General features: G+C 41.4%; 22 protein-coding genes and 2 riboswitches. Of the genes, 14 read left to right on the forward strand and 8 right to left on the reverse strand.

What is annotated here, in order from left to right; all coding sequences use genetic code 11:
- Nucleotides 1-62 precede the first annotated feature (62 nt).
- Nucleotides 63-539, forward strand: a complete 477-nt coding sequence (locus LLY41_RS09940) for a hemerythrin domain-containing protein (RefSeq protein WP_304587764.1) — start codon at nucleotides 63-65, stop codon at nucleotides 537-539.
- Between the two features lie 250 nt (nucleotides 540-789).
- Here the strand turns inward: LLY41_RS09940 and LLY41_RS09945 are convergent, their stop codons facing one another.
- Nucleotides 790-2,283, reverse strand: a complete 1,494-nt coding sequence (locus LLY41_RS09945) for a nitrate/nitrite transporter (RefSeq protein ID WP_304587766.1) — start codon at nucleotides 2,281-2,283, stop codon at nucleotides 790-792.
- A gap of 437 nt (nucleotides 2,284-2,720) precedes the next feature.
- Nucleotides 2,721-3,275, reverse strand: a complete 555-nt coding sequence (locus tag LLY41_RS09950; RefSeq protein ID WP_304587767.1) for a DUF3231 family protein — start codon at nucleotides 3,273-3,275, stop codon at nucleotides 2,721-2,723.
- Nucleotides 3,276-3,421: 146 nt separating this feature from the next.
- Here LLY41_RS09950 and LLY41_RS09955 point away from each other — a divergent pair, with 146 nt between their 5' ends.
- The 4 genes from LLY41_RS09955 to LLY41_RS09970 all read left to right on the forward strand — a co-directional run bounded on the left by LLY41_RS09955 (nucleotide 3,422) and on the right by LLY41_RS09970 (nucleotide 6,846).
- The gene (locus LLY41_RS09955) at nucleotides 3,422-3,961 is read left to right on the forward strand and encodes a general stress protein (RefSeq protein ID WP_304587769.1); all 540 of its coding nucleotides are present in this window, start codon (nucleotides 3,422-3,424) and stop codon (nucleotides 3,959-3,961) included.
- 187 nt (nucleotides 3,962-4,148) lie between these two features.
- Entirely contained in the window at nucleotides 4,149-5,048 is a 900-nt protein-coding gene (locus tag LLY41_RS09960) for a GNAT family N-acetyltransferase (protein ID WP_304587771.1), read from the forward strand.
- A 54-nt stretch (nucleotides 5,049-5,102) separates the two neighbouring features.
- Complete coding sequence (locus LLY41_RS09965; protein ID WP_304587772.1) at nucleotides 5,103-5,867, forward strand: aminoglycoside adenylyltransferase domain-containing protein; 765 nt, start codon at nucleotides 5,103-5,105, stop codon at nucleotides 5,865-5,867.
- 163 nt (nucleotides 5,868-6,030) lie between these two features.
- Complete coding sequence (locus LLY41_RS09970; RefSeq protein WP_304587774.1) at nucleotides 6,031-6,846, forward strand: lipid II flippase Amj family protein; 816 nt, start codon at nucleotides 6,031-6,033, stop codon at nucleotides 6,844-6,846.
- 36 nt (nucleotides 6,847-6,882) lie between these two features.
- On the opposite strand, the gene LLY41_RS09975 is transcribed toward LLY41_RS09970, so the two are convergent.
- The 5 genes from LLY41_RS09975 to LLY41_RS09995 all read right to left on the reverse strand — a co-directional run bounded on the left by LLY41_RS09975 (nucleotide 6,883) and on the right by LLY41_RS09995 (nucleotide 11,891).
- Nucleotides 6,883-7,485, reverse strand: a complete 603-nt coding sequence (locus tag LLY41_RS09975; RefSeq protein ID WP_304587777.1) for a DedA family protein — start codon at nucleotides 7,483-7,485, stop codon at nucleotides 6,883-6,885.
- Nucleotides 7,486-7,772: 287 nt separating this feature from the next.
- Nucleotides 7,773-9,083, reverse strand: coding sequence for a hemolysin family protein (locus LLY41_RS09980; RefSeq protein ID WP_095245285.1), 1,311 nt, complete (start codon nucleotides 9,081-9,083; stop codon nucleotides 7,773-7,775).
- Between the two features lie 123 nt (nucleotides 9,084-9,206).
- Nucleotides 9,207-9,578 carry a MerR family transcriptional regulator gene (locus tag LLY41_RS09985; RefSeq protein WP_304587779.1) on the reverse strand — a complete coding sequence of 124 codons (372 nt, stop codon included), beginning with the start codon at nucleotides 9,576-9,578 and terminating at the stop codon, nucleotides 9,207-9,209.
- A 164-nt stretch (nucleotides 9,579-9,742) separates the two neighbouring features.
- Nucleotides 9,743-10,966 carry a dicarboxylate/amino acid:cation symporter gene (locus LLY41_RS09990; RefSeq protein ID WP_304587781.1) on the reverse strand — a complete coding sequence of 408 codons (1,224 nt, stop codon included), beginning with the start codon at nucleotides 10,964-10,966 and terminating at the stop codon, nucleotides 9,743-9,745.
- A 148-nt stretch (nucleotides 10,967-11,114) separates the two neighbouring features.
- Nucleotides 11,115-11,259, reverse strand: a riboswitch (cyclic di-AMP (ydaO/yuaA leader).
- A 107-nt stretch (nucleotides 11,260-11,366) separates the two neighbouring features.
- A complete protein-coding gene (locus tag LLY41_RS09995) occupies nucleotides 11,367-11,891 on the reverse strand; it encodes a GNAT family N-acetyltransferase (RefSeq protein WP_304587783.1) in 525 nt (174 codons plus the stop codon).
- 106 nt (nucleotides 11,892-11,997) lie between these two features.
- Here LLY41_RS09995 and LLY41_RS10000 point away from each other — a divergent pair, with 106 nt between their 5' ends.
- The 9 genes from LLY41_RS10000 (at nucleotide 11,998) to LLY41_RS10040 (ending at nucleotide 20,995) form a co-directional block, all read left to right on the forward strand.
- On the forward strand, nucleotides 11,998-12,453 hold the full coding sequence (locus tag LLY41_RS10000) for a GNAT family N-acetyltransferase (protein WP_304587785.1): 456 nt from the start codon (nucleotides 11,998-12,000) through the stop codon (nucleotides 12,451-12,453).
- Nucleotides 12,454-12,587: 134 nt separating this feature from the next.
- Nucleotides 12,588-13,598 carry a serine hydrolase domain-containing protein gene (locus tag LLY41_RS10005; protein ID WP_095245280.1) on the forward strand — a complete coding sequence of 337 codons (1,011 nt, stop codon included), beginning with the start codon at nucleotides 12,588-12,590 and terminating at the stop codon, nucleotides 13,596-13,598.
- Nucleotides 13,599-13,795: 197 nt separating this feature from the next.
- Nucleotides 13,796-14,959 (forward strand): endonuclease, encoded by a 1,164-nt coding sequence (locus LLY41_RS10010; protein WP_095245279.1) that lies wholly within the window; start codon nucleotides 13,796-13,798, stop codon nucleotides 14,957-14,959.
- Nucleotides 14,960-15,336: 377 nt separating this feature from the next.
- On the forward strand, nucleotides 15,337-15,519 hold the full coding sequence (locus tag LLY41_RS10015; RefSeq protein ID WP_095245278.1) for a DUF3896 family protein: 183 nt from the start codon (nucleotides 15,337-15,339) through the stop codon (nucleotides 15,517-15,519).
- 137 nt (nucleotides 15,520-15,656) lie between these two features.
- Nucleotides 15,657-15,806, forward strand: a riboswitch (cyclic di-AMP (ydaO/yuaA leader).
- 79 nt (nucleotides 15,807-15,885) lie between these two features.
- A complete protein-coding gene (locus LLY41_RS10020) occupies nucleotides 15,886-16,542 on the forward strand; it encodes a potassium channel family protein (RefSeq protein WP_095245277.1) in 657 nt (218 codons plus the stop codon).
- Nucleotides 16,543-16,581: 39 nt separating this feature from the next.
- Nucleotides 16,582-17,931 carry a TrkH family potassium uptake protein gene (locus LLY41_RS10025; RefSeq protein WP_304587789.1) on the forward strand — a complete coding sequence of 450 codons (1,350 nt, stop codon included), beginning with the start codon at nucleotides 16,582-16,584 and terminating at the stop codon, nucleotides 17,929-17,931.
- A gap of 189 nt (nucleotides 17,932-18,120) precedes the next feature.
- A complete protein-coding gene (locus LLY41_RS10030) occupies nucleotides 18,121-18,390 on the forward strand; it encodes a DUF1450 domain-containing protein (protein ID WP_304587791.1) in 270 nt (89 codons plus the stop codon).
- Nucleotides 18,391-18,510: 120 nt separating this feature from the next.
- Complete coding sequence (locus LLY41_RS10035; protein WP_304587793.1) at nucleotides 18,511-18,879, forward strand: ArsR/SmtB family transcription factor; 369 nt, start codon at nucleotides 18,511-18,513, stop codon at nucleotides 18,877-18,879.
- Nucleotides 18,872-20,995, forward strand: coding sequence for a heavy metal translocating P-type ATPase (locus tag LLY41_RS10040; RefSeq protein ID WP_304587795.1), 2,124 nt, complete (start codon nucleotides 18,872-18,874; stop codon nucleotides 20,993-20,995). Before LLY41_RS10035 ends, LLY41_RS10040 begins: the two co-directional genes overlap by 8 nt.
- Before the next feature lie 218 nt (nucleotides 20,996-21,213).
- Here LLY41_RS10040 and LLY41_RS10045 read toward each other — a convergent pair whose 3' ends face one another.
- Entirely contained in the window at nucleotides 21,214-23,454 is a 2,241-nt protein-coding gene (locus LLY41_RS10045) for an FUSC family protein (RefSeq protein WP_304587797.1), read from the reverse strand.
- Nucleotides 23,455-23,532 lie beyond the last annotated feature (78 nt).

Genomic DNA, 23,532 nt, shown 5'->3' on the forward strand with positions numbered 1-23,532 from the left:
AGGAGCAGAAAGGCTGCATCGTGATAAAGCCTTTCTTTTTCCTTTACAAGGAGGAATGACTGTTGGCTGGCCCAGCGTTAAAAAACCATTATTCACACCAAACCATTCATGATGGATATTATACGGAAGGCCGTGATCTCACAGAAGTGCTCGTTAAACTGTCTCGTGAAGGCAGAGAGAAGGAGTGCGGGATTGCTGCCGAGGCTCTGGTGGAGCATTGGGAGACCAGAACTATTGCCCATGCGGATTCCGAAGAGGAAGGGTTTTATCAGGAGGTTATGAAGGATAAACCGGACCTTAAGGAGGAAGTCATTAAGCTGATCAGAGATCATGATCTCTTAAGAATGCTTGTTTCTGATCTGAAGGAAAGAATTCCGCGCGATGGAGTAACAGAAGAAGTGATTGACCGCTTTAAAACCATTCTTCTGCTGGTGGATATCCACAATCATGCAGAAGAGAGAGTGTTATTCGGAAGGAACAATAAAGGCCATTTGCAAGAGCTGCGTGAAAGCGATGAAGGAACTGCTTCTGGCCTATAAAGTGAAACTTCAATCAGTGGGGGTTTTCCTTATCCCCCAATGATTGTTAGTTGAGGCCCACAGGAAGTGGGTCACAAAGACGTTGCCACAGGATGTGGCGTTCTTAGTCTTTGTTTTTCTTTTCGTGCCTTTACGGGCAGTTTGACCCCCACTTATCCTCTTTTATTTCCTCTGAGTCTTGAAGTGGGGATCTTACTGCCCGTTAGACTGCGATAAAGTAAAAAACAGCTCCCGTAGAGGAAGCTGTTTTTTACTTTCTGGAGATTTCACTGAACATGGCCACATGCAGCTTCGGTTCTTCTGCATCATTTTTGATGGTACTGATGGTTAGCCATTCCAGGAAGAGCTCGCCGTTCTTCTTTTTGTTCCAGATTTCACCCTGCCAATATCCTTTCGTCTCAATTTCCTCCCACATCTGCTTATAAAACTCTTTCGTATGTTTTCCTGACTGCAGGATGGCAGGTGTTTTGCCGACCGCTTCCTCCGGTGTATATCCAGTAACCTTTGTGAAGGCAGGATTTACTTTTTTAATAATGCCTTTTAAATCGGTAATCATCATGCCGGACTCTGTACTTTCAAGGACCTGTTTCGATAAGCTGAGTTTATCCTGGTAGTAAAGCCAAACCACCAAAATTAAGCTTGCGAGGGCAAATTCGGATAACGCCATAAAACCGATGGCATAATGGCCGGTCCAATCGAACAGAATGGTTAAAATAATCGGCGGGAAAAAACCGCCAAGCCCCCCCATAGCAGCGACTATCCCATTGACAATCCCGGCTTGTTTGGAAAAATACATAGGTACAAGTTTAAATATGGTTCCATTTCCGATCCCTGCACACATTGCTACACCGAGACATCCAACTGTGTAGATCGGAAGTGACGGTGTGAAGGATAGGAGAAAGCCTCCGAATGTCAGCCCTGAGAATACAAGCATCAAGATGATAAAGGAATTGAATTTATCCCCAAGCCAACCGCCGACAGGGCGCAAAAAGGTAGCGATGGCAATAAAACCGGCCGTCCGAAGTCCTGCATCCACTTTATCCAGTCCAAAGTGATTGACAAGGAAATTGGGCAAATAAATGGTAAAGGCTACGAAGGATCCGAACGTGATGAAGTAAAACAAACTTAACAGCCATAATTTAGGGTTCCGGTAAACACTTTTTATCTGCACTCCGAGAGACACCTGGGCCTTCTTTTCCTTACGGTCACCAAGGAGGAAGTTTAATACCGCAATGAGTGCTAAAAGGATGATAAATAGCTGCACCGTAATTCGCCAGCCAAAGCTGTTTGCCAGTACCGGCGCTAAAAAAGCGGTTACTGCTGTACCGATGTTGCCGGCTCCGTAAATGCCATTTACAAAACCGTGCCGTTCTTTTGGATAGTATTTCGGCAAGGAGGTAACACCGACAGAGAAAACTGCTCCGCCTATCCCCAGTAAAAGTCCTCCGAGTATGAGGGTCATCATCGTACCTGCTGAACTGATCACAAACACAGGCAGAATCAGGACAATGAAGCTTATGGTAAAAATAGGCCTTGCACCGTACCGGTTGGTCCAGTATCCAATTGGGACTCTTAATAATGACCCCAATATGACCGGGATAGCCGTGACTAACGCCACTTCTCCCGGCTTGAGGGCGATATCGGACTGGATATAAGGCATCAGGGAGGAAAGAATGACCCACACCATGAAGCCTACAACCAGACTTCCTGTCTGCAGAACTAATTGAAAGCTTCCTTTTTGCATAACGCTCTCCTTTCATGTATGAAAATGCATGTGTGAACGTGATGTAATATAGGGCAATCTTAGTTTTAAAATACCCAAATACTTACAGGTCAACCATCCTTTTTACGGAATCATAACCTTTGATAACAAAATGAAATAACATAAGGCGGTATGTATTGGTTTCCTTTATTTGTCCGCTGGCATTTGCATGATATCAGGTCAAATTAGAGCTTCCTGCTGTTACCGGAAGCTCACAGCCTTTCTTTATTCCTTTCCATTCTGTTTTCAAAGAATTTCCTGGTCTCATCTTTTATCATACTTCTGATCATACTTAGTATTTTCATGTTCATCACCACTATATGAATACGCAGAGGAAACTATTCTGTGCCAGTCCGTGTATCGGCAGAAATGAACAAAAGACTCCTGCTCAATGATCAGCGGCAGCAGTCTTTCAGTGATTATTTATTTCTTTCAGGAGTGCCAGGCGGCATATAGCCTGGCGGGATTCTCATCCAGCCTCTTTCTTTCATTAAATTTTTAAGAGGGGAGGCTATTTCCATTAAGTGCACCTGTAAGGTAAAGAACATTAACCCTACATCTGTTCTGACTGTTTTACTCATTGCCTGTGCGCAAAAGGTTATGCTTGCTGCGAGTTTTACAGATATTAAATTAGCTATTTCATCATCGGTTAACTTTACACCTTCAGGAACAGAATCCGGGTTGGAAAGTGGTTTTTCTGCATTAGTTAAAGGCAGCGGCACTCCTTCTTTAAGCAGAAAATCCTCAATCATTTTTGTGTCTGCCCTGCTGCCTTCAATGGAAGAGCGGATGGTATGCAACAGCTCAGTATCTGAGGTCATATTTATGGCAATATAGTAAAGGGAATGGGCTTCATGGAATGCTGTATACAGCGTCCATAAATCCATAACCTCCCCGACATGCAGAGGCGGCTTTGGTTCGTTATCAGCAAAATTCTTAATGATTTCCTTAATGGCCTCGAAAGGGTTTAGCATTATTTCACCCCATAATATGTATTTTTTTTAGTTTTACCGATATTTCCAATTTCATTCGGTTTTAAGGAAAGGAGTATTTTTTGAAACTATTTTTGAGAATATTCGTATTACATTAGAAGCCTTATTCGGAAAAGGGGAATTTCAGATTGAAAAATAGAGTGCTGAAGAGACTTTCCTATCTTTATACCGGAGAATCAATGAGTCTAATCATGTTTGTCTTCATCAGTTACCTGGTGAACTTTACCTATCCGGATCTCCAATTATATTCACTGTTTTCTTTCTGGTCATCATTTCTGCTGCTGGAGTTCATCTTGCTTCAGGGCACCATTTATTGGTTTGTAAAATGGAAACGATTAAAAAGGGAGAATACGTCAGTTGCCCCGGTCACACTTGTACAGCGTTTATGGATTACAAAGAAATGGAATGTTGGCATGATCACAGTGATTCCAGGTGCATTCGTGGCAGACTACGTAATATGGCACCCGGCAGTTCCTCCTGGATTTGCAATTGCCGGCTTTATCTATGTCTTTGCCGTTCTCGAATATATCAACTATTTTCATATTCAGCTATCCTATGACAATCGCTCTGACATTAACAGCCTTAAACAGACAAAACGATTTAAACAGGCTTGCTTGAGCAAAGAATTCAAGAGGCTGGAGAATTTTGATGGGAGTAAATTGGGGTGAGGTTATGGAAGATACACTACATAGGATTGATGGACTCAGCCTGATTGGTAATGTAGTTTAAAGCGGCTTGTTTTGATTTTTGCTGAATAAGAGGGGGGCTGGGAATTGGACTAATACAGAAAAAGCGTTAATGGAGAAGGTCTAAGATGCCTGCCTTATTTTTGTCACGGTAAAGGAGAACGTAAAAATGGAAATATTGATTGAAAAAGCATTGATGAAAGATGCAGTGCAATTAACACACGTTATGAAATCTGCATTTGATGAGGAAGCTCGAAAATGGCTTACAGATGATGAAGAATATATAGCAGATTTTAATATTCAGCCGCCCGGATACGATTCCCTGCAAATGACGGAATATATGATTCAGGAACTGGATTATTATAAAGTGATTTATAAAAATGAAATAGCAGGCGGGATTATTGTTACGATTTCCGGAAAATCGTATGGACGGATTGATCGGATTTTTATCCGGCCTGAATTACAGGGCTACGGAATTGGTTCCGCTGCCATGAAGTTTATAGAAAGTCATTATCCCTATGTAAAGGCATGGGAACTCGAAACATCGGCCAGACAAATCAATAATCATCACTTCTACGAAAAAATGGGCTTTCAATTATCTTTTAAAACGGATGAAGAGTATTGTTACGAGAAAAGGACCGGAGCTGCTAAACAGGATATTAAGGATTCACAATTTGAGGATTGCGATATGGGAAACACTGAATTTTACAAAGTAAATATATCGGAAAGTTCGTTCAGCAACAGCAGCCTGAGTAAAGCACATTTCAACAATTGTAATTTAAGTCATTCAAAGTTTCAAAATATTAATCTCCAAAAATCACTTTTTGCGGACTTGAATCTATCTGAAAGCAGGTTCTTGCATGTTACCTTAAGCGGAGTGCAATTTGCTGAGACAAATCTTCGAGGTGGAAAGGATCCCATTTCATTTAATGGATGTAACCTGGAAGGGAGTAAAATAACTAACTGCTGTATGGAAAATGTTGAAATTTCCGAAAGCAGCATAAGTGGAATGAAGATCAATGGTATTCCAGTTGAAGAACTTTTGCGTGTTTATGAACAAAATAAATGAGGGACTCACGTATTTGTATTATGATAACTTGAAATGAAGCGGAGAGCTTATGGCATGAGTAAACCTGATGTAATGGAAATGGTTAATCATTTATTAGAAGAAGTAAAGGTGATATTAAAAGATAATTTTAAAGGTTTTTATTTGCATGGCTCATTGGCGATGGGCGGATTTAACCCGGATAAAAGTGATGTTGATATTTTAATTGTAACGTATCATTCCTTGTCTTCTGATATTAAAAGTAAGATGGCAAAGTTATTCTTAAAGTGTTCCAATGCACCTTTCCCCATTGAAGTCAGCTTTTTGAATGAAAAAGATCTCAGCAACTGGCAGCATCCATGTCCATTTGATTTTCACTATAGTGAATTTTGGCGGGAGAGTTTTGAAGAAGAAGTGGATCCGCATAGCGTTTCCGGGTTTGATCCTGATTTGGCTGCTCATATTACGATCGTTAATCATCAAGGTATCTGTGCTGCAGGAGAATCCATAAAAGCAACCTTTCCTAATGTGCCGAGAGAGGACTACCTGTCTTCCATCCTGGGGGATTACCGTGATTGCCTTGTAAATCTAAAAGAAGATCCTGTTTATAGTGTCTTAAATATGATTCGGGTATATTGGTATCTCAAGGAACAAGTTATATCATCCAAGTATGAAGCGGGGGAGTGGGCACTGAAGTCAATGCCGGATGAGTTTATACCTGCTATTCAAAAGATAGTGGGAATATATAGTTCAGCTGCAAATGATCAACCTGACATAGAATTTACAAAGCTTTATGATTTGAGTGATTATATTGATGGTGAAGTCCGGAAACTGTTGAGCTAGTATGACACGTAGTTATGAAGAACGACAGCGAAATTGGACTCGGTCGAATGAAAAGGGACGTGCTTCCAATGGAAGGGTAGTTATTCAGACGGATTAGCCATTATCACACTTCAATCCTTCCAAACATAATGGTATAATCAGGAAAAAGAAAGAAGTGTTCCTTTTGGATCTGATTACTGGGAAAATCCTGTTTACTTCCTTATTCATCATTCTTATACATAGTATTGAAACACTGGCCTATGCTGTCCGATTATCGGGTGCCAGGGTCAAGCTGATCGCATCAGGGCTTTCTTTGTTCAGTACCATTGTCATTGTTTCACGAATGGCGAACATGGGTCAGCAGCCGTTGCTTGGGAGTATTATTGATACTGCTCCAGAACAAAACTTTCTCAGTTTTGTTGAAAATCAATTCAGGGTGTTAATTGGGGCTTCCACAATAGGGACCATCATTGGAATTCTGCTGCTGCCGACATTTATAGCGATTTTCTCAAGAGCCATTATCCGTCTTGCCGATGCAGGAGGATCAGTGCCTTCGCTGCTAAAAGTCGGTTTTAGCTGGAAATCGGCAAAGACAGTAATCAGCCATTTTAAGTTTCCGAGAATTTCTTATTTAAATGGACTTAAACTCAGTGAAATACCAAAACGGCTATTTCTATTCAATATGTTTGTAACCGCTATCTATACAATTGGAGTGCTGTCAGCTCTATATGCTTCGCTGCTTACTCATGATAGCTCAAGAACAGCAATTATGGCATCTGGTCTCATAAACGGTGTAGCAACAATCCTGCTATCGATTTTTGTAGACCCGAAAATTTCTGTCATGTCAGATAATGTAGTACACGGAAAAGCCAAGTATACGAGTTTAAAAGGAATCTCCATTATGATGGTTACCTCCAGATTGATCGGCACCGTCCTTGCTCAGATCATGTTTATACCCGGGGCCTATTATATTGCCTGGGCTTCAAAGTTTTTTGTATAGAAAAAACGGCACTGCTCATTCAGTGCCGTTTTCGTTTTAGATACTTTCGCTCTTGCGCTTGCTGATGAATTTGTAAGTAAAGAAAATTATGAGCCCCGCAAGGATTATCAGGACTAGAGGAAGAGCATAGCTATTGAAGATTTCCTCTGCTTCTTTATAATGGGGACCAAGTTTATACCCCAGATAAACATAGAATGCGGTAATCGGAAGCATTGCCAGGAATGTATAAATCGAAAACTTCCACACATTCATCTTGGCCATTCCGCACGGAATCGAGATCGCTGTACGGACAACCGGCATAAAGCGGGCAAAGAAAGCGACACCTGAACCGTACTTTTCAAAGAACTTGTCCGACGCATCAATCTGTTTTTGTGAAACTAAGAAGTATTTTCCGTATTTTAAAACCATGGGACGGCCGCCATATCGGCCCAGCGCATATAATGTCAGCGGTCCGATCGTTCCTCCCACAGTGCCTGCTAATACAACCAGATAATAATTAAAGTCACCCTCGAAAACCCAAAAGCCGGCCAATGGAAGAACCACTTCTGCCGGTACAAATTCAAAACATAGGGCAAGCAATATTCCAAAGTAAGAGAACTGTTTTAAAAATTCAATTAAGCTGATAACAATTTCTGACATAGTCACACATCCTGTAAATTTATAAAAAGGTAATTCAGAAGTACATAAGTCAGTCTAACGGGTAATAAGAAAACAATCAAGTATTTATCGCAGTCTAACGGGCAGTAAGACCCCACTTCAAGACTCAGAAGAATCAAAGGAGGATAAGTGGAGGTCAAACTGCCCGTAAAGGCCCGATTGGTTCAACTAACAATCAGCATGGAGAAAAGCACTCCCCGCTAATTGAAGTTTCACTTTATACCAGACACAAAAATGGCGGCTGCCGAGATCGGAGCCGCCGTTTTTTCTTAGGCTAACTGGGGCTTGCTTTTGAAAACCTCCAGATAATGAAGCTGGTGACCATCTTTTTCGTGGACTTTAAATGTAAATCCATCCGCATCAATCTCTGTTCCTATCTCTGCTTCCATATGCTGTGTAAGGAACCAGCCGCCAATGGTATCCACGTCTTCATGATCAAAATCTGTGCCAAGCAGATTATTGACATCTTCTATAAGAAGCTTGGAATCCAGGATATAATGATCATCGTTCAGCTTTCGTATTTCAGGAACTTCATCCTCATCAAATTCATCACGGATCTCGCCGACTATTTCTTCAAGAATGTCTTCAACCGTCACCAAACCGGAAGTTCCGCCATATTCATCCATTAAAATGGCAATATGGATTCGTTCTTTCTGCATTTTGACAAGCAGGTCATGAATGGGAATGCTTTCAATGACATGGATGACCGGATTAACAAAGGAGTCTAAATCAAGGTTCTCCGGTGTAATCTTGTCTGTAAGACTGGCTGTCAGAAATTCTTTTACATTAATAAACCCGCGGATATTGTCTTTATCTCCATCTTCAACAGGGTATCGGGTGTAATTTTCTGTTTGGATGGTTTCCATGATTTCTGCCAGTGTATGATCCGAAGCAATTGTAATCATCTCCGTACGCGGAACCATGATTTCTTTAGCAATTCTTTCATCAAATTCAAAGATATTGTTCACATACTTCAGTTCATTTTTATTGATTTCACCGCTTTTATAACTCTCTGATAAAAGGATGCGAAGTTCTTCTTCAGAATGGGCCATTTCATGCTCAGAAGCAGGCTTTAAACCAAATAGGCCAACGAGTACACGTGCTGATCCATTTAAGAACCAAATGAAGGGAAACATCACTCGATAGAACCAGATTATCGGCGCTGCGAATGCCATCGTAACTGCTTCCGCTTTTTGAATGGCAACTGTTTTTGGTGCAAGCTCTCCTACAACGACATGCAGGAAGGTGACTAAAGCAAAGGCAATACCAAAAGATAAAATATGGGTAAGGGACTCTGCTATTTCAAACCTTTCAAATAACGGATGCAATAACTTTTCAACCGTAGGTTCACCAAGCCACCCGAGACCTAATGCGGTGATGGTAATCCCCAATTGACAGGCCGATAGATACTCATCCAGATGCGAAACGACTCTCTTTGCCGCCATAGCCCTTTTATTCCCTTCAGCAATCAGCTGATCAATTCGGGATACACGGACCTTTACAATCGCAAACTCAGTTGCTACAAAGAATGCGGTTAATGCTATTAATAATGCAATCAGTAATAAATTTATGGTTGTCAACAAGCAGTCTTACTAAAAAGTAAGACATACACCTCCTAAAATGGTAATAATACTAAATAAGTTCACTACTTAAATTGTGCCCAAACAGATATCCATAATGCTCCAAAAATCAAAAAACCGACATCAGTTCAGCAATAAAAGCAGTGACTGAATTAATGATAAGCTTTCATGTGAAATATTTTTTTTAACGTATTCATATTTTTCCGGATCTGATTTTTTCAGCTGTGAAAGTGCTTTCGTCACATCCTCCTCCAGATCCTGAATTTTTAGCCTTAGCTCAAGAACATCTACCTCTTCGGAAAATTGGCTGATGACTTTTTTCTTGATTTCCTCGAGTGACAAACCATCCGCTTTACATTTCTCGATAAAAGCAATACGTTCGATGGAGGAAAAGTCATAATAGCGATAATTTGAAGGTGAACGTTCAGCTTCTAAAAGACCCAGAGAAGTATAATAATCAATCGTTCGCTTTGTAACCTTTGCTTTTTCAGCCAATTCTCCTATTCTTAACTTCTCAGCCCCATGAGGTTCCCTCCAAACTGTTACGTGATGGTTATGAATCTCATTATACTAAACTATCATAGAAAATCAATGAATTTGAATGAAGCAGCAGGGGAGCTGCGAAAAAATAACACCGGATAACCGGTGTTATTTTGTGATCAGGCTTTAACAGTCTCTTTCTTTGCTTCTGTTTCTGCGACAATAACTGCACATGCCGCGTCGCCAGTAATATTGACAGCTGTTCGCGTCATATCAAGCAGACGGTCAATACCGATGATTAATGCGATACCTTCAACCGGCAGGTTAACTGAGTTAAGAACCATCGCAAGCATGATCAGACCGACACCAGGCACACCTGCAGTACCAACGCTGGCAAGAACTGCCGTAAGCACAACCGTGATAAGCTGTGTGAGTGATAAATCCACATTAAATACCTGTGCGATAAATATAGTAGCAACACCCTGCATGATGGCTGTTCCATCCATGTTTATAGTCGCACCCAGCGGCTGCACAAAGCTGCTGATTGATTCAGGAACTTTCAGATTCTTTTGGGCAGTACTCATGGAAATCGGCAATGTGGCATTACTGCTTGAAGTACTGAACGCTACTCCCATGGCAGGTGCAAATCCCTTAAAGAAGGTTAATGGATTTCTTTTTGCAATGAGTGCGATTGAACCGCCATAGGTGATAATGGCATGGACAAGAAGGGCAAGAACCACCACAATCATATAAAGTCCCATTGCCTTAATAGCATCGAGACCCTGGCTTCCAACAGCAGAAACAATAAGTCCGAATGTTCCATATGGCGCAAATTTCATAACCAGATTAACAAGGTACATCATTATGTCATTGCCCTGTTCAATCAGGTTTAAAATACCTTTCGTTTTATTGCCTAGCATTGTTAAGGCAAAGCCGACGAAAATAGAGAACGTGATGATCTGCAGCATATTTCCTTCTGTGAAGGCTTTCACCGGATTGGTTGGAATAATATTTAATAAGGTTTCAGAGACAGGTGGAGCTTCTTTAGATTCATACTCCACGTTTGTTACGTCAAATTCGCCAACATTTCCCGGCTGGATAATGGATGCTAATGCTAATCCTATGATTATTGCAATACTGGTAGTAACTAAAAAGTACGATATCGTTTTGACACCTATTCTTCCTAATTTCTTTGGATCACCAAGACCAGCTGTACCAAGAGTGATGGAAAAGAATACAATCGGGACAACCAGCATGTTGATTAAGTTTAAAAAGATTTTTCCAAGCGGTGTAAACACAAACATGTCAAGCTCAGGAAATATTCCAGGCGCAAACAAATTAATCAGTAGGCCTGTAATTCCCCCTGCAATCAAAGCAATAATAATTTTAGTAGATAATTTCATACGCGTTCCTCCAATGAATGATGCAAAAAAATGTAAATTATAGACACAAAAAATAATGTCCTTCCCTATATTACCCCCAAAAAACATAAACCTAACCTAAAAAGGCCACAAAAAAACACAGAGGTATACCCGCTGTGCTTATATGCAGTGTTTCCCTCTCAACACGCTTACGAGGTTAGCTGTCGGGTTTGGGTCTTGAGAGTACCCTACCTGTAAAAGGATTCACCCCAGGTACTTTTATCAAAAAGTACAATTGGTTCCCCCGCTCAATTAAGATTAAGCGAAAATTATTTATATTTTTTTAATATAATAACAAAGAATTAAGAAAGTTGTAAACAGCACTTTTATTTCCAAGAATCTATTGTTCTAGTAATAATGATTGTATTATGAGGAAATAAACCTATTTTCGCAAAACTGTAATAAAGCCGTCCAGAATATCGTGACTCACAGTAAATCCCTTCTGTGTATAAAATTCAAGGGCATCTGCATTCCCATTTGACACATAAATAAAATAATCTTCCACTTCTTTAAATTGACTTAACCATTCCATTGACATGTTAAAAAGCACGGACCCAATTCCGTATTGCCGGTAGCCATCTTTAATAAAAAATTGTGATAAGCAGCCAACATTGTCTTTCTCCACTGAAGATAAATCAAAAAAAGTTGCGAAATCATTGGAGTAGGCTTCCTTAGGAGAAACATTGGAATAGACATAGCCGACGACTTCTTCATCATCCTTAACGATCACAATATAATTATGTATAGCAGATTTTACTGATGGAACCATCCTTGTTTCAAAATTCATGCTGTCAAAACGCTCAGGTGTTATATGTGCCTTTGATTTCTGGAAAGCCATCAGCTCATTGCATAAATCCCGGCAAAGGCTGATATTGTTTTCTGTTATCACTTCATATTTTAGATTCATCTAATTCACCCCCTAAATCATTTTATATTGGAAGGGACTCATTCGTCCAAAAAAAGAGGGGATTTTTTTTCGATAGAGAAATTTTATATGAAAAAAGGGGACTATCATGATTAAGGAAATAAATATTAAAGACCGAACAGCCGCTGAGCAGGTTCTAAGCGTGCAGCTGCCTGCGTATAAAATTGAGGCTGAAATCATTGGATGTCCTGATTTACCGCCTTTGAAAGATACTGCTGCTACTCTGCAAATTACCGGAGAGACCTTCTTTGGGTACTTTATTGTAGAAAAATTATGCGGTGCGATTTCCTTTAAAGAGAAGAATGATATTTTAGATATTCACAGACTGATTGTACATCCTGAACATTTTAGGAAGGGAATTGCACAAAAGCTGCTGAACTTCATTGAACGGAGGCAGATGATAAAAAAAATGGTTGTCACAACCGGCTCCAAGAATACTCCAGCTGTCGCATTTTATCTGAAGAATGGATTTAGAGAGGTTGAAAAAATTGACATAAATGAATCACTGACTATTTCTGCTTTTGAAAAATATTTATACAATTGATTTAGCGGTTCTTCTGATATGAAGGATCGCTCTTTTTTACAAAAAATATGGAAAATTATGATATATTTTTATAGAGTCCGCTATTGTCCGCTATTGCTTCATGTCATTGGAAAGATACCAAAAGGGGAGTACTCATGTTAATTGATAAAAAGTTACGTTCTGTAATTAATAATGTTGGTTTTTCTGGTGTTGTACTTATGAAAGAAAAGGAGAATAATCTCCTTCAACTAGCAGAAGGGTATGCAGATAGAGCAAATGAAACCCCCAATAATCCAGGTACCAGGTTTGGCATCGCCTCAGGATGTAAAATTTTTACGGCGGTAGGCATTTGTCAATTAGTCGAGAAGGGAATCCTATCATTCGAAACAAGGCTTAATGATGTATTGGAGAATGTTTTTCCTTTCTTTGATGAGACTATTACGATTCATCATCTGTTAACCCATTCATCTGGGGTGCCTGACTATTTTGATGAATCAGTTATGGATGATTTTGAAGAGCTGTGGAAAGAAAGGCCAATGTACCTATTGAATCATCTTAGAGACTTTCTTCCTATGTTCCAAAATAAAAAAATGATGTTTAAGCCGGGGGAGAAATTCCATTATAATAATGCCGGATATATACTATTGGGATTAATAATAGAGAAGATGACTGGACTGAGTTTCCAGGATTATATCCAGTCTCATATTTTTGAACCATGTGGAATGAAGAATTCAGACTATTTCCGATTCGACAGTCTCCCTGAGAATACAGCAATTGGTTATATAGATAATGAAGAGGATGGGACATGGAGAACCAATATTTATTCATTGCCCGTCAGAGGCGGTTCTGATGGAGGAGCCTATGTTACTGCTCAGGATATGATCTTATTTTGGGAAGCATTGTGTACGTCTAAGCTTATAAGCGAGGAGTATACTGAAAAGCTTATGACCCCGCATGTTCAAGCAGATGAGAATGAGTATTACGGCTACGGTTTATGGATCATCAAGAAAAACGAAGTTATTTTCAAGTATCACCTCATGGGCTATGACCCGGGTGTCAGCTTTCATTCTGCCTATTATCCACAAAGCGAAATAACCATTGCGGTGACATCAAATAAATCATATGGGCCCTTTACAATAATGGAAGAGATAGAAAAAGATCTTTAGAAACGTGCAGTTTTTGTATCTAGAGTTTGTTTTGATTAAAGGAAGCGGTTGTATAAATTTAATGTTAAGTTTTGTAAAATAGTAAATTTCGGGACCAATACCCCATGCTATGGCCGAAGGTGTTCATTTATACTGGGAGTTGATCGTGTCTTTTCTGATTATTCTAAGTCATTTCAAAACATTATGGAGGCGAATGAATGCTGAATCGTAAGAGAAAAGGTCTGCTGTTATCGCTTATTCTATTTGCTGCCATTCTCGTTGTAATGCAGCCCATTCAAGATTCAATAACAAGGGCAGCTGCGGGAGATGGCTCCTGGTCATCACCTTATTCGGTTTCACAGGGTATCAATGCTCAAAATAACACTGCTAAAACTGTTCAAGGCTATGTGGTAGGACAGCCGACTGCAACCAATACGGTTATCACCAGCGGGTTTCCAAATGACTATGCCTTAGCGCTGGCGGATAGTCCATCAGAGACCAGCACGGCAAAGATGCTTTATGTTCAAATCCCATCCTCCTTTCGCTCAAGCTTTGGTCTGAAATCGAACCCAACGCTGATGGGAAAGAAAGTTAAGATAAGCGGGAAACTGACTGCCTATTTTTCTCATCCGGGACTTAAGGACGGAACAGCTTTTGAGCAGGATGGCGGCGGTACATCTGACCCGGATCCCGGACCTGGAGGATATTATGATGCTGCAAATGGAAAAACAGGTGAATCTTTAAAATCTGCTCTTCATAACATCATTGATGACCATACTGAAATTTCCTATTCCAATGTATGGGAAGCTCTTCGTGAAACAGACGAAGATCCGGCTAATCCGACTAACGTCATCCTTTTATATACCGGCCGTTCTCAGGGCAAATTCACCAATGGATCCGGGGTCAATGATTGGAACAGGGAACATGTGTGGGCTAAATCGCACGGAGATTTTGGCACAGCGATGGGGGCGGGAACTGACCTTCATCATTTGCGGCCAACAGATGCTTCTGTAAATAGTTCAAGAGGAAATCTTGATTTTGATAATGGTGGCTCCCAGCATTCTGAAGCACTTGGAAATTACTATGACTCAGATTCCTGGGAACCAAGGGATGCCATAAAAGGCGATGTAGCCCGAATGCTGTTTTATATGGCTGTCCGCTATGAAGGAGACAGCGGAGAAGTGGATCTGGAGCTAAACAATGCAGTAAATAACGGTTCTGCTCCTTATCATGGCAAAATGTCTATCCTGCTTGAATGGCATAAGGAAGATCCAGTCGATGATAAAGAACGGAGAAGAAACGAAATCATCTACTCTGATTACCAGCATAACCGCAATCCGTTTATAGACCATCCCGAGTGGGCATCTGCGATTTGGGAATAACTTTAGGAAAAGCACTTTCTTTAAAGGGAGTGCTTTTTTATAATGGCTGTTTTCGCAAGGTTTGTTGCTATTTGTATATTATTTACTGAGTTGATTGGAGCGGAAGGTGCGAGACTCCTGCGGGAGTAGCAGGACAGGTGAGACCCCGCAGACGCGCAGCGTGAGGAGGCTCACCGCCTGCCCCGCGGAAAGCGAGCATCCTGTAGCGGAAATCAACGGGCAATATTAATAGGTGAAAAACAACAATTTATACGAAAAGAGCCTTTATAATTCACAAATTATCAATATATTCTGAAATAAATAAGAGAATTATTCGGTTATAATTAAATAAAGAGAAAGCGTTTTCATTTTATAAAAAAGGGGAAAGGGTGCTGAAAATGAACTATTTAGAAATAAAGAAGAAGCTGGAGGCTGCAAAGCAAGAACTGGAGATCAAAATGCAGAATCAGGCTGCATCAGAGAGTGAAAAGGAAACCCTGCAGAAAAGGATTGAGAACTACGAGTATATGATTGAATTGACGGATATGAATCACTTTGAAAGAGGGAATATAATCAGTTAGAGGCTGGCATGGCAGCCTTCTTTTTTTCGCAGACTAATGGGCAGTAAGATCCCCACTGATTGAAGTTTCACTTTATATAAAAAAAAGATTTGACAAGAGATGAACATGGGAGTAATTTATATTTATTAATTTCATAGTAAACCTTTTTGCTGAATCATTTGAGCGGGGGAACCAATTTTGATAAACCTTGTTTATCTTGGGGTGAATCTTAGCATATTAAGGCTAAGAAGGGATACTCTCAATCCCTAATCCGACAGCTAACTCCGTAAGCCAAATCGAGAGAAGGGTTAATGGAAACCATTGGCCATTCTTTATTAAGAGTGGTTTTTTTGTGTTCATTTTTAAAAAAAGAAGGGAATTTCTTCAATGAAAAAACAGTATGCTGTATTTGGTTTAGGCCGCTTTGGCGGCAGTCTTGTAAAAGAATTCCATGAATTGGGCGTGCAAGTGCTTGCGATTGATGTGGATCAGGAGAAAGTGAATCAATATGCACAGTTTGTGACATATGCCGTTCAAATCAATGGCATTGATGAAGAGGCCATAAAACAGACGGGAATCAAAAATATCGATCATGCATTTGTGTCCTTTGGTGAAAACATTGAATCCAGCATATTGACATCATTGCTGTTAAAAGAATTGGGTATCCCAAAGGTGTGGGCGAAGGCACATAATGAGTATCATGCCCGAGTGCTCGAAAAAATTGGCGTTGATCGCGTGATTCATCCGGAACGGGATATGGCAAAGCGGATTGCTCACCATATTGTTTCAGAAAAGATGATTGATTATATTGAGCTGTCTGAAGATTACAGTATGGTGGAGATGGTGGCCACAAATAAAATTGCCAACAAATCTCTATCAGAATTGAATATACGGGCTAAGTATGGCTGTAATATCGTGGGGATTCAGCGCGGGAAGGAAATAATCGTTACTCCGCCTGCTGAAGAAGTCATTTTAAAGGGAGACGTCCTAATTGTAATGGGACACAATAAAGGGATTGGCAGGTTTGAAAGACACGGCGTATAAGGTGCCGATAAGTATACCTAAACAAGGGGTCTGCATTTTATGAGGAGATTGAGTCAATCCTATTGCTGGATTAAAATGAATCCGGCACAGTTGCTTTCAGTTGGTTTCTTAATCTTAATTGGTATCGGCACACTGCTGCTGATGCTTCCTTTCGCTACAAAAGACAGACATCATTTATCTTTTATGGATGCATTTTTCGAGGCGACTTCCGCTGTATGTGTAACCGGACTGGTGGTTGTGGATACTCAAACCACGTTTACTGTATTTGGACAGATTGTATTAATGGTCCTTATACAGGTTGGCGGTCTTGGTTTTATGACAATTGGGGTTCTCATTGCCATCATGCTTGGAAAAAACATTGGGTTGAAAGGCAGGCTGATGATCCAGGAATCTTTAAATCAGCTTTCAATCGAAGGAATGGTCAGGCTGGTCAAATTCGTTGCCGGCTTTACGATCATTGCTGAATCGATGGGAGCAATAATTCTTGCCATCCGCTGGTCGTCTGATTTCGGATACCCACGTTCAATATATTATGGCATTTTTCATTCAGTTTCTGCCTTTAATAATGCGGGGTTCGATATAATGGGCCAATTCAGGAGCGTTACTGAATATGCCGGCGATTTTACGGTCATTATGACGCTCAGCACCCTGCTGATAATCGGGGGAATTGGCTATTTTGTTGTTCTTGATGTGAAAAGAAGCAGGAGTGTTAAGAAACTCTCTTTGCATACAAAATTGGTCCTTCTGATGACTCTGGTTCTAAATTTTCTGGGTTCAGTATTTATCTTTGCGCTGGAATTTAATAACCCCGGGACACTTGCCGATTTGCCTTTAAAAGACAAACTGCTGGGAGCATACTTTCATGGTGTAGTACCGAGAACCGCTGGCTTTAATTCATTGAATACTGGTGAATTAACACTGGGTTCACAGCTGGTAACAATGCTGCTCATGTTCATTGGAGGGGGATCCGGCGGTACTGCAGGCGGCATTAAAGTGACTACCTTTGTCTTGATTTTCCTTGCAGTCCGGGCGCTGATAAAGGAAGAAGATGAAGTAAGCCTGATGGGAAGGCGAATTCCTAAGGATCTGATTGTCAGGGCCTTTACGATAACCGTCTATTCAATAGGATTTATTTTCTTTATCTTATTTATTTTATCCATAACTGAAAATGCTCCATTGAACGTCCTTTTATTCGAAGTAATTTCGGCTTTTGGCACGGTAGGGATGTCGATGGGGCTGACACCCGAATTAAGTGCAATAGGTAAAGGGATCATTGCATTTATGATGTTTGCAGGCAGAGTAGGGCCGATCACAATCGCTTTTGCACTTGCCCGAAGAAAAGGAAAGGCCAAATACAAATATGCTGAAGAGAAAATCATGATTGGCTAGTGCGGGATAGAGTGTGACACTCTATCCTGTTTTTTTGCAGGAAGTCGAATAGCGAGCAGCAGGAAGAAAGTGGTCAACCCGATTTGCTTATGAGACTTTATTAAAAATTGTTGGAAATGAAGCAATAGGGACGACAGAAGGGCAGCAGATTCGATATAATTATGAAAAACCAAAAGGAAGTTTGATCAGATGAAACTCATCAACAAACTATTCTCAAAGCAAAAAACATCTTCTATTGAATTTTGCCAGCGGAATCTGGATGAATTTTTAAAAGAAGATAGTTTAACTGAATTTAATCAATTCCTGAGCCAGAAGAATATTATTTATAAAGAATACGAATGCCAGAGCAAATGTAAAGAATGCAGGCTATCCCCCTATGCTGTAGTGGACGGAAAACTGATAGCAGCAGAGCATTCCGATGAATTATTAATAAAACTGAAAGAAGAAGTAAAGAAATAAAAGGAATCGGAGCAATCCGGTTCCTTTTTTCATACAATATTCAAATAATGGTTTGAATAAGGTCACAGACGAGGTATAATCTATTCAAACGAATGTTTGAATAATGAGGAGAGAATAAAATTGGGCTCTAAAGATACATGCGATATTTACTGCTTTGACGAAGAAAAAGTGAACCGCATTCAGGGGGAACTGGTAAAGGAAGATCTATCAGGGGCTGCCCAATTATTTAAGGCTCTTGCTGATGAGAACAGGGCAAAGATTTCATATGCACTGACCCGGGATGAAGAGCTGTGTGTCTGTGATATTGCCAATATCATTGGCGCAACAGTGGCAACGGCATCCCACCATTTGCGGACATTGCATAAGCAGGGAATTGTTAAGTTCCGGAAAGAAGGGAAATTGGCATTCTATTCATTGGATGATGATCATATCAGGCAATTAATGATGATTGCACTTGCACACAGAAATGAGGTGAAAGCCAATGTCTGAACAAGCTGGAATTGCGGAGAAAGAGACGGTAACCTACCGTGTTCAGGGCTTTTCCTGAGCAGGCTGTGCCAAGACGTTCGAAGAGAACGTGAAACGCCTGGATGGCGTTTTAGATGCGAATGTGAATTTTGGAGCTTCCAAGATAACTGTCACAGGGAAGGCTTCAATGAAGGCGGTCGAAAAAGCCGGAGCCTTTGAAAATCTGAAGTTGCGTGCAGAGAATGAAAAAACGGTCGAGCGAGAGTCATTCTGGAATCAGAAATCTAACTATAAAGTGTATTTAGCAGCGCTTATTCTTACTGTGAGCTGGTTTTTAAGCGAACAGTATGGAGAGGATCACCTATATCCGATCGCAGGGTATGCAGCAGCCATCATCATAGGCGGCTATACTTTATTCCTGAAAGGCTTCAAAAACCTTGCAAGATTGAATTTTGACATGAGCACCCTTATGACGATCGCCATTATTGGAGCAGCGGTCATTGGCGAGTGGGGAGAAGGAGCGATGGTTGTCATCCTTTTCGCCATCAGTGAAGTCCTTGAGCGCTTCTCAATGGAAAAAGCGAGACAATCCATTGAATCACTGATGGACATTGCCCCTAAAGAAGCATTGATCAAACGGGCCAATGAAGAAATGCGGATTCATGTGGATGATATTCAAATTGGTGACATCATGATTGTGAAGCCGGGAGAAAAATTGGCCATGGATGGCGTGGTCCTGAAAGGAACCTCTTCCCTGAACCAGGCAGCGATCACCGGAGAAAGCGTGCCAGCCGTTAAGACTGCAGGTGATGAGGTTTTTGCAGGAACACTAAATGAAGAGGGACTGCTTGAAATAAAAGTCACGAAGCATTCTGAAGATACCACCATCGCCAAAATCATCCATTTAGTGGAAGAGGCTCAGGCGGAAAAAGCGCCTTCCCAGCAGTTCGTTGATAAGTTTGCCAGGTATTATACGCCTGCCATTATTGTCTTAGCCTTTTTAATAGCGGTGGTTCCTCCGCTGTTTGGCGGGGATTGGAGCGAATGGATTTATCAGGGGCTGGCTGCACTGGTTGTCGGCTGTCCGTGTGCGCTAGTCGTGTCTACACCGGTTGCCGTCGTTACGGCCATCGGAAACGCGGCAAGAAATGGTGTCCTGATTAAAGGCGGCATCCACCTTGAGGAAACAGGGGCGCTTAAATCGATTGCATTTGATAAAACAGGCACATTAACAAAAGGTGTTCCTGCCGTTACAGACCTCATCACAATTAATGGTGATGAAAGGCATCTTCTCCAAATTACGGCTGCCATTGAGAAAGGGTCACAGCATCCCCTTGCTTCTGCAATTATGAAAAAAGCAGAAGAAATAGGCGCTGATTTTACCGGGCTGGACATAGAGGATTTCACCTCTATTACCGGAAAGGGAATAAAAGCCGCAGTGAATGGTGTCCTCTATTATGCCGGAAGCCCCAATCTGTTTGAAGAGCTTCATAACGGCATGGAAAGCACGATTCAAAAGCAAATAGCAGAACTGCAGATCCAGGGTAAAACCGTAATGATCCTGGGGACAGCAAGCGAAATCCTCTTATTAATAGCTGTTGCGGATGAAATACGAGAGCATTCGAAAACGGTCATCAGCAAGCTAAATGATATGGGAATTAAAACGGTAATGCTGACAGGCGACAATCACAGAACGGCTTTGGAGATCGGAAAGCAGGCCGGCGTTTCCGAGATAAAAGCGGATTTGCTGCCGCAGGATAAACTGGCTGTTATTAAAGAGCTTCGTGCCGGCCATCAAAGTGTGGCAATGGTCGGGGATGGCGTCAATGATGCACCTGCACTTGCTGCTGCGTCTGTTGGGGTAGCCATGGGCGGTGCCGGAACCGATACTGCACTCGAAACAGCGGATATTGCGCTAATGTCTGATGACTTGAGCAAATTGCCTTATACGATTAAACTCAGCCAAAAAGCGTTAGGGATCATAAAACAAAACATTACGTTCTCACTCGGAATCAAGGCGCTGGCTTTATTGCTGGTGGTTCCAGGCTGGCTGACTTTATGGATTGCCATTTTCGCGGACATGGGAGCAACCCTGCTGGTCACCTTGAATAGCCTGCGGCTTTTCAAAATAAAGTGAAACTTCAATCAGTGGGGGTTTCACTGATTGTTAGTTGAACCAATCGGGCCTTTACGGGCAGTTTGACCCCCACTTATCCTCCTTTGATTCCTCTGAGTCTTGAAGTGGGGGTCTTACTGCCCGTTAGACTGCGATAAAGAAATGAAAAAACTCAGAGCTATGTCATCGGGCATGGCTCTGAGTTTTGTGGTCGGAAAATAAATAAAAAAGAAGGAGCATTATTGCTCCTTCCCTGCACCAAGCTCTTCTGCCAATTCCACAATCGCTTTATGGATTCTCCAGACGAAATAAAGATGATGGATTAAATCTCGCTGGGATTGCTGCCTTGGTGGTGCCATTCGTTCAATTTGTTCTCTTTCTCTGTCCAGACTATAGACAAGCGTCCCGTCTCCGCTTTCTTTAATCAGGTCCATTAATGTTTCAATATTTAGTTCAAGTTTCTCCTCAATCCTGATGAAAACATCGATCAGCTCATCAGGATAGTCGAATCCCTTCCGGTAGGAGGAAGCCACCAGATGTCTCGCATAGTAATTGATGGCTGAAAAAAGGGTGATCCATCGGTTAACGTCGGCATGACGCGGAGATCCGGGTTTCTTTATCAGCGATTGTGCTTCAACGTTTATGGTTTTTAGCTTTTGATCCAATAAGAAGCCTTTGCCTGAAAGCTCTTTAACATTCACATCTTCCCGGAAGCTTCGCACATACGCCGAGACATACGGTTTCAGTTCCTGAAGATAATCAATTATCGTATCGGCCACTTTATCCTTCGTTTTCTTAGGAAAAATAAATAGAGAAACGCCGAATGCAATGCCGGCACCGGCAATGGTATCGATAACCCTTGCACTGATTAGGGAAAATGAAATTCCGCCAAGTAAAAGGTCATACATAAAAGCGACCAGCATCGTAATAAACATGCTCATTAATGTATAAGAGACTTCAAATAAATAAAAAGAGAAGAAAACTGCTGCAAAAATGAGCGTGATCTCCAATACAGAATGGCCGCTGACCAGTTTGGCAAGCGTAAATCCAATTACTGCCCCGATAATCGTTCCAACTGACCGCTGAAAACCTTTCGTATAAATGCGCCCGATTGACTCGGTTCCAAGCAGAACGATAAAGGCAGTCAAAAGGACCCAATAAGGCTGGTCAGGCGAAAGAATCTGGCCGGCAATGATGGAGATGATGGCTGCAGTCAATGCCTGAAACGCTTTTTTAGTGGAAGGTTTGAGGCTCTTGTCTTCTTCAGGTGATTCATCTTCTTCAGGCGTCTCTTCAGATACTTCTATTTCATTGACTTTTACTTTATGAAGTGCCTGCTGTATGGTTATGCCGCCCTCAATGACATGGTTTGCAAGGGACTCGATCCGCCTGATCAAGTATAGCCATCCTGCCGGCTTGTCTTCCCTGTTGAACAAATCCATAATAAGCAGGCGAAGCGCCTGTACAGCAAGCTCTGCTTCACGAAGATTTTGTTCTTCATATTGATGGGCAAGAACTTCGGCGTCACGAAGAGAGCGGGTGACCCAGACCAGGAGGTTTCTCAGCTCTATTATGTCAAGCGCATTCGCATTTTTTAAGCTGCGGACGGAGTCAGTCAGGGTTTCAATCAGCATGCCTGTATCAAAGATATATAACCTAAGCTGGGAAGGGGTCAGCCCGGGCCATAATTTCTGTACATCATCTTCATTGATATACTCTGAAACGATTACAGCATAATCCCGGAGCTTCAGCACGTTTCTCCGCAATTCTTCCCGCTGGTGAGCAGTCATACTCTCTTCCTGCATCCCCTCAATTAAGAGATTGAAGGTGAAATTACTTTGAAAATGAAAGGAGCGGATGCTTCTTTTCAGGTTCTTCGCGGTGTTCTGAAAAAGAATGAAATTGAAAAGGAAAGCATACGCGACCCCAATCCAGATCCCAAAGTAAAAGGAGGGCAGCTGGCTGCCTGATAATTGCAGAATAGATGAGAAGTAAAGGGTCATGAATGCGATCATGCATAATGAAAAATAACGGACACCAAAGCGGGTCAAATAAAAGCTTGAAAATATTAATGCAGCCATTGAAATATCCGTAAAAATTGTGCTTTCTGCCAGCAGGGAACCGATTGATACCCCTGCCATTGCTGAAAACCCAAGCAGACCGGTTGTGAGCATTTTTCCTTTTTTAGAGTCATCCATCACAATCATGATGCCAAGCATGCCTGCCATTCCGGAAACAATAGCAGGAGTAAGGGCGAGAGCAGCATCGGCCCCAGTCAATTGCATAAGAAATAAAGTTGTAAATACCGACGCCATTAAACTTAATGTGGCCCGTCCGGCTTTTTGAAAACGGATCAGCCCAGGATCGGATGCCAGCAAACGTCCAAGCCAGCGGTGTTTGATTTGCAGCTGCTTCATTGTTTCACCAATCTTTTTTTGAGAGTTAAAGTGTATTTTACCATTCGTACTTTTATTATCCAAATGAACCAACTTAAGCTTTTTCTGTTTTTTAGGTTTTAAAATCGAACAAATGTTCTATAATAGAGTATGGAGGGATTT

The sequence above is a fragment of the Cytobacillus firmus genome, assembly GCF_023612095.1.
Taxonomy (GTDB): domain Bacteria; phylum Bacillota; class Bacilli; order Bacillales; family Cytobacillaceae; genus Cytobacillus.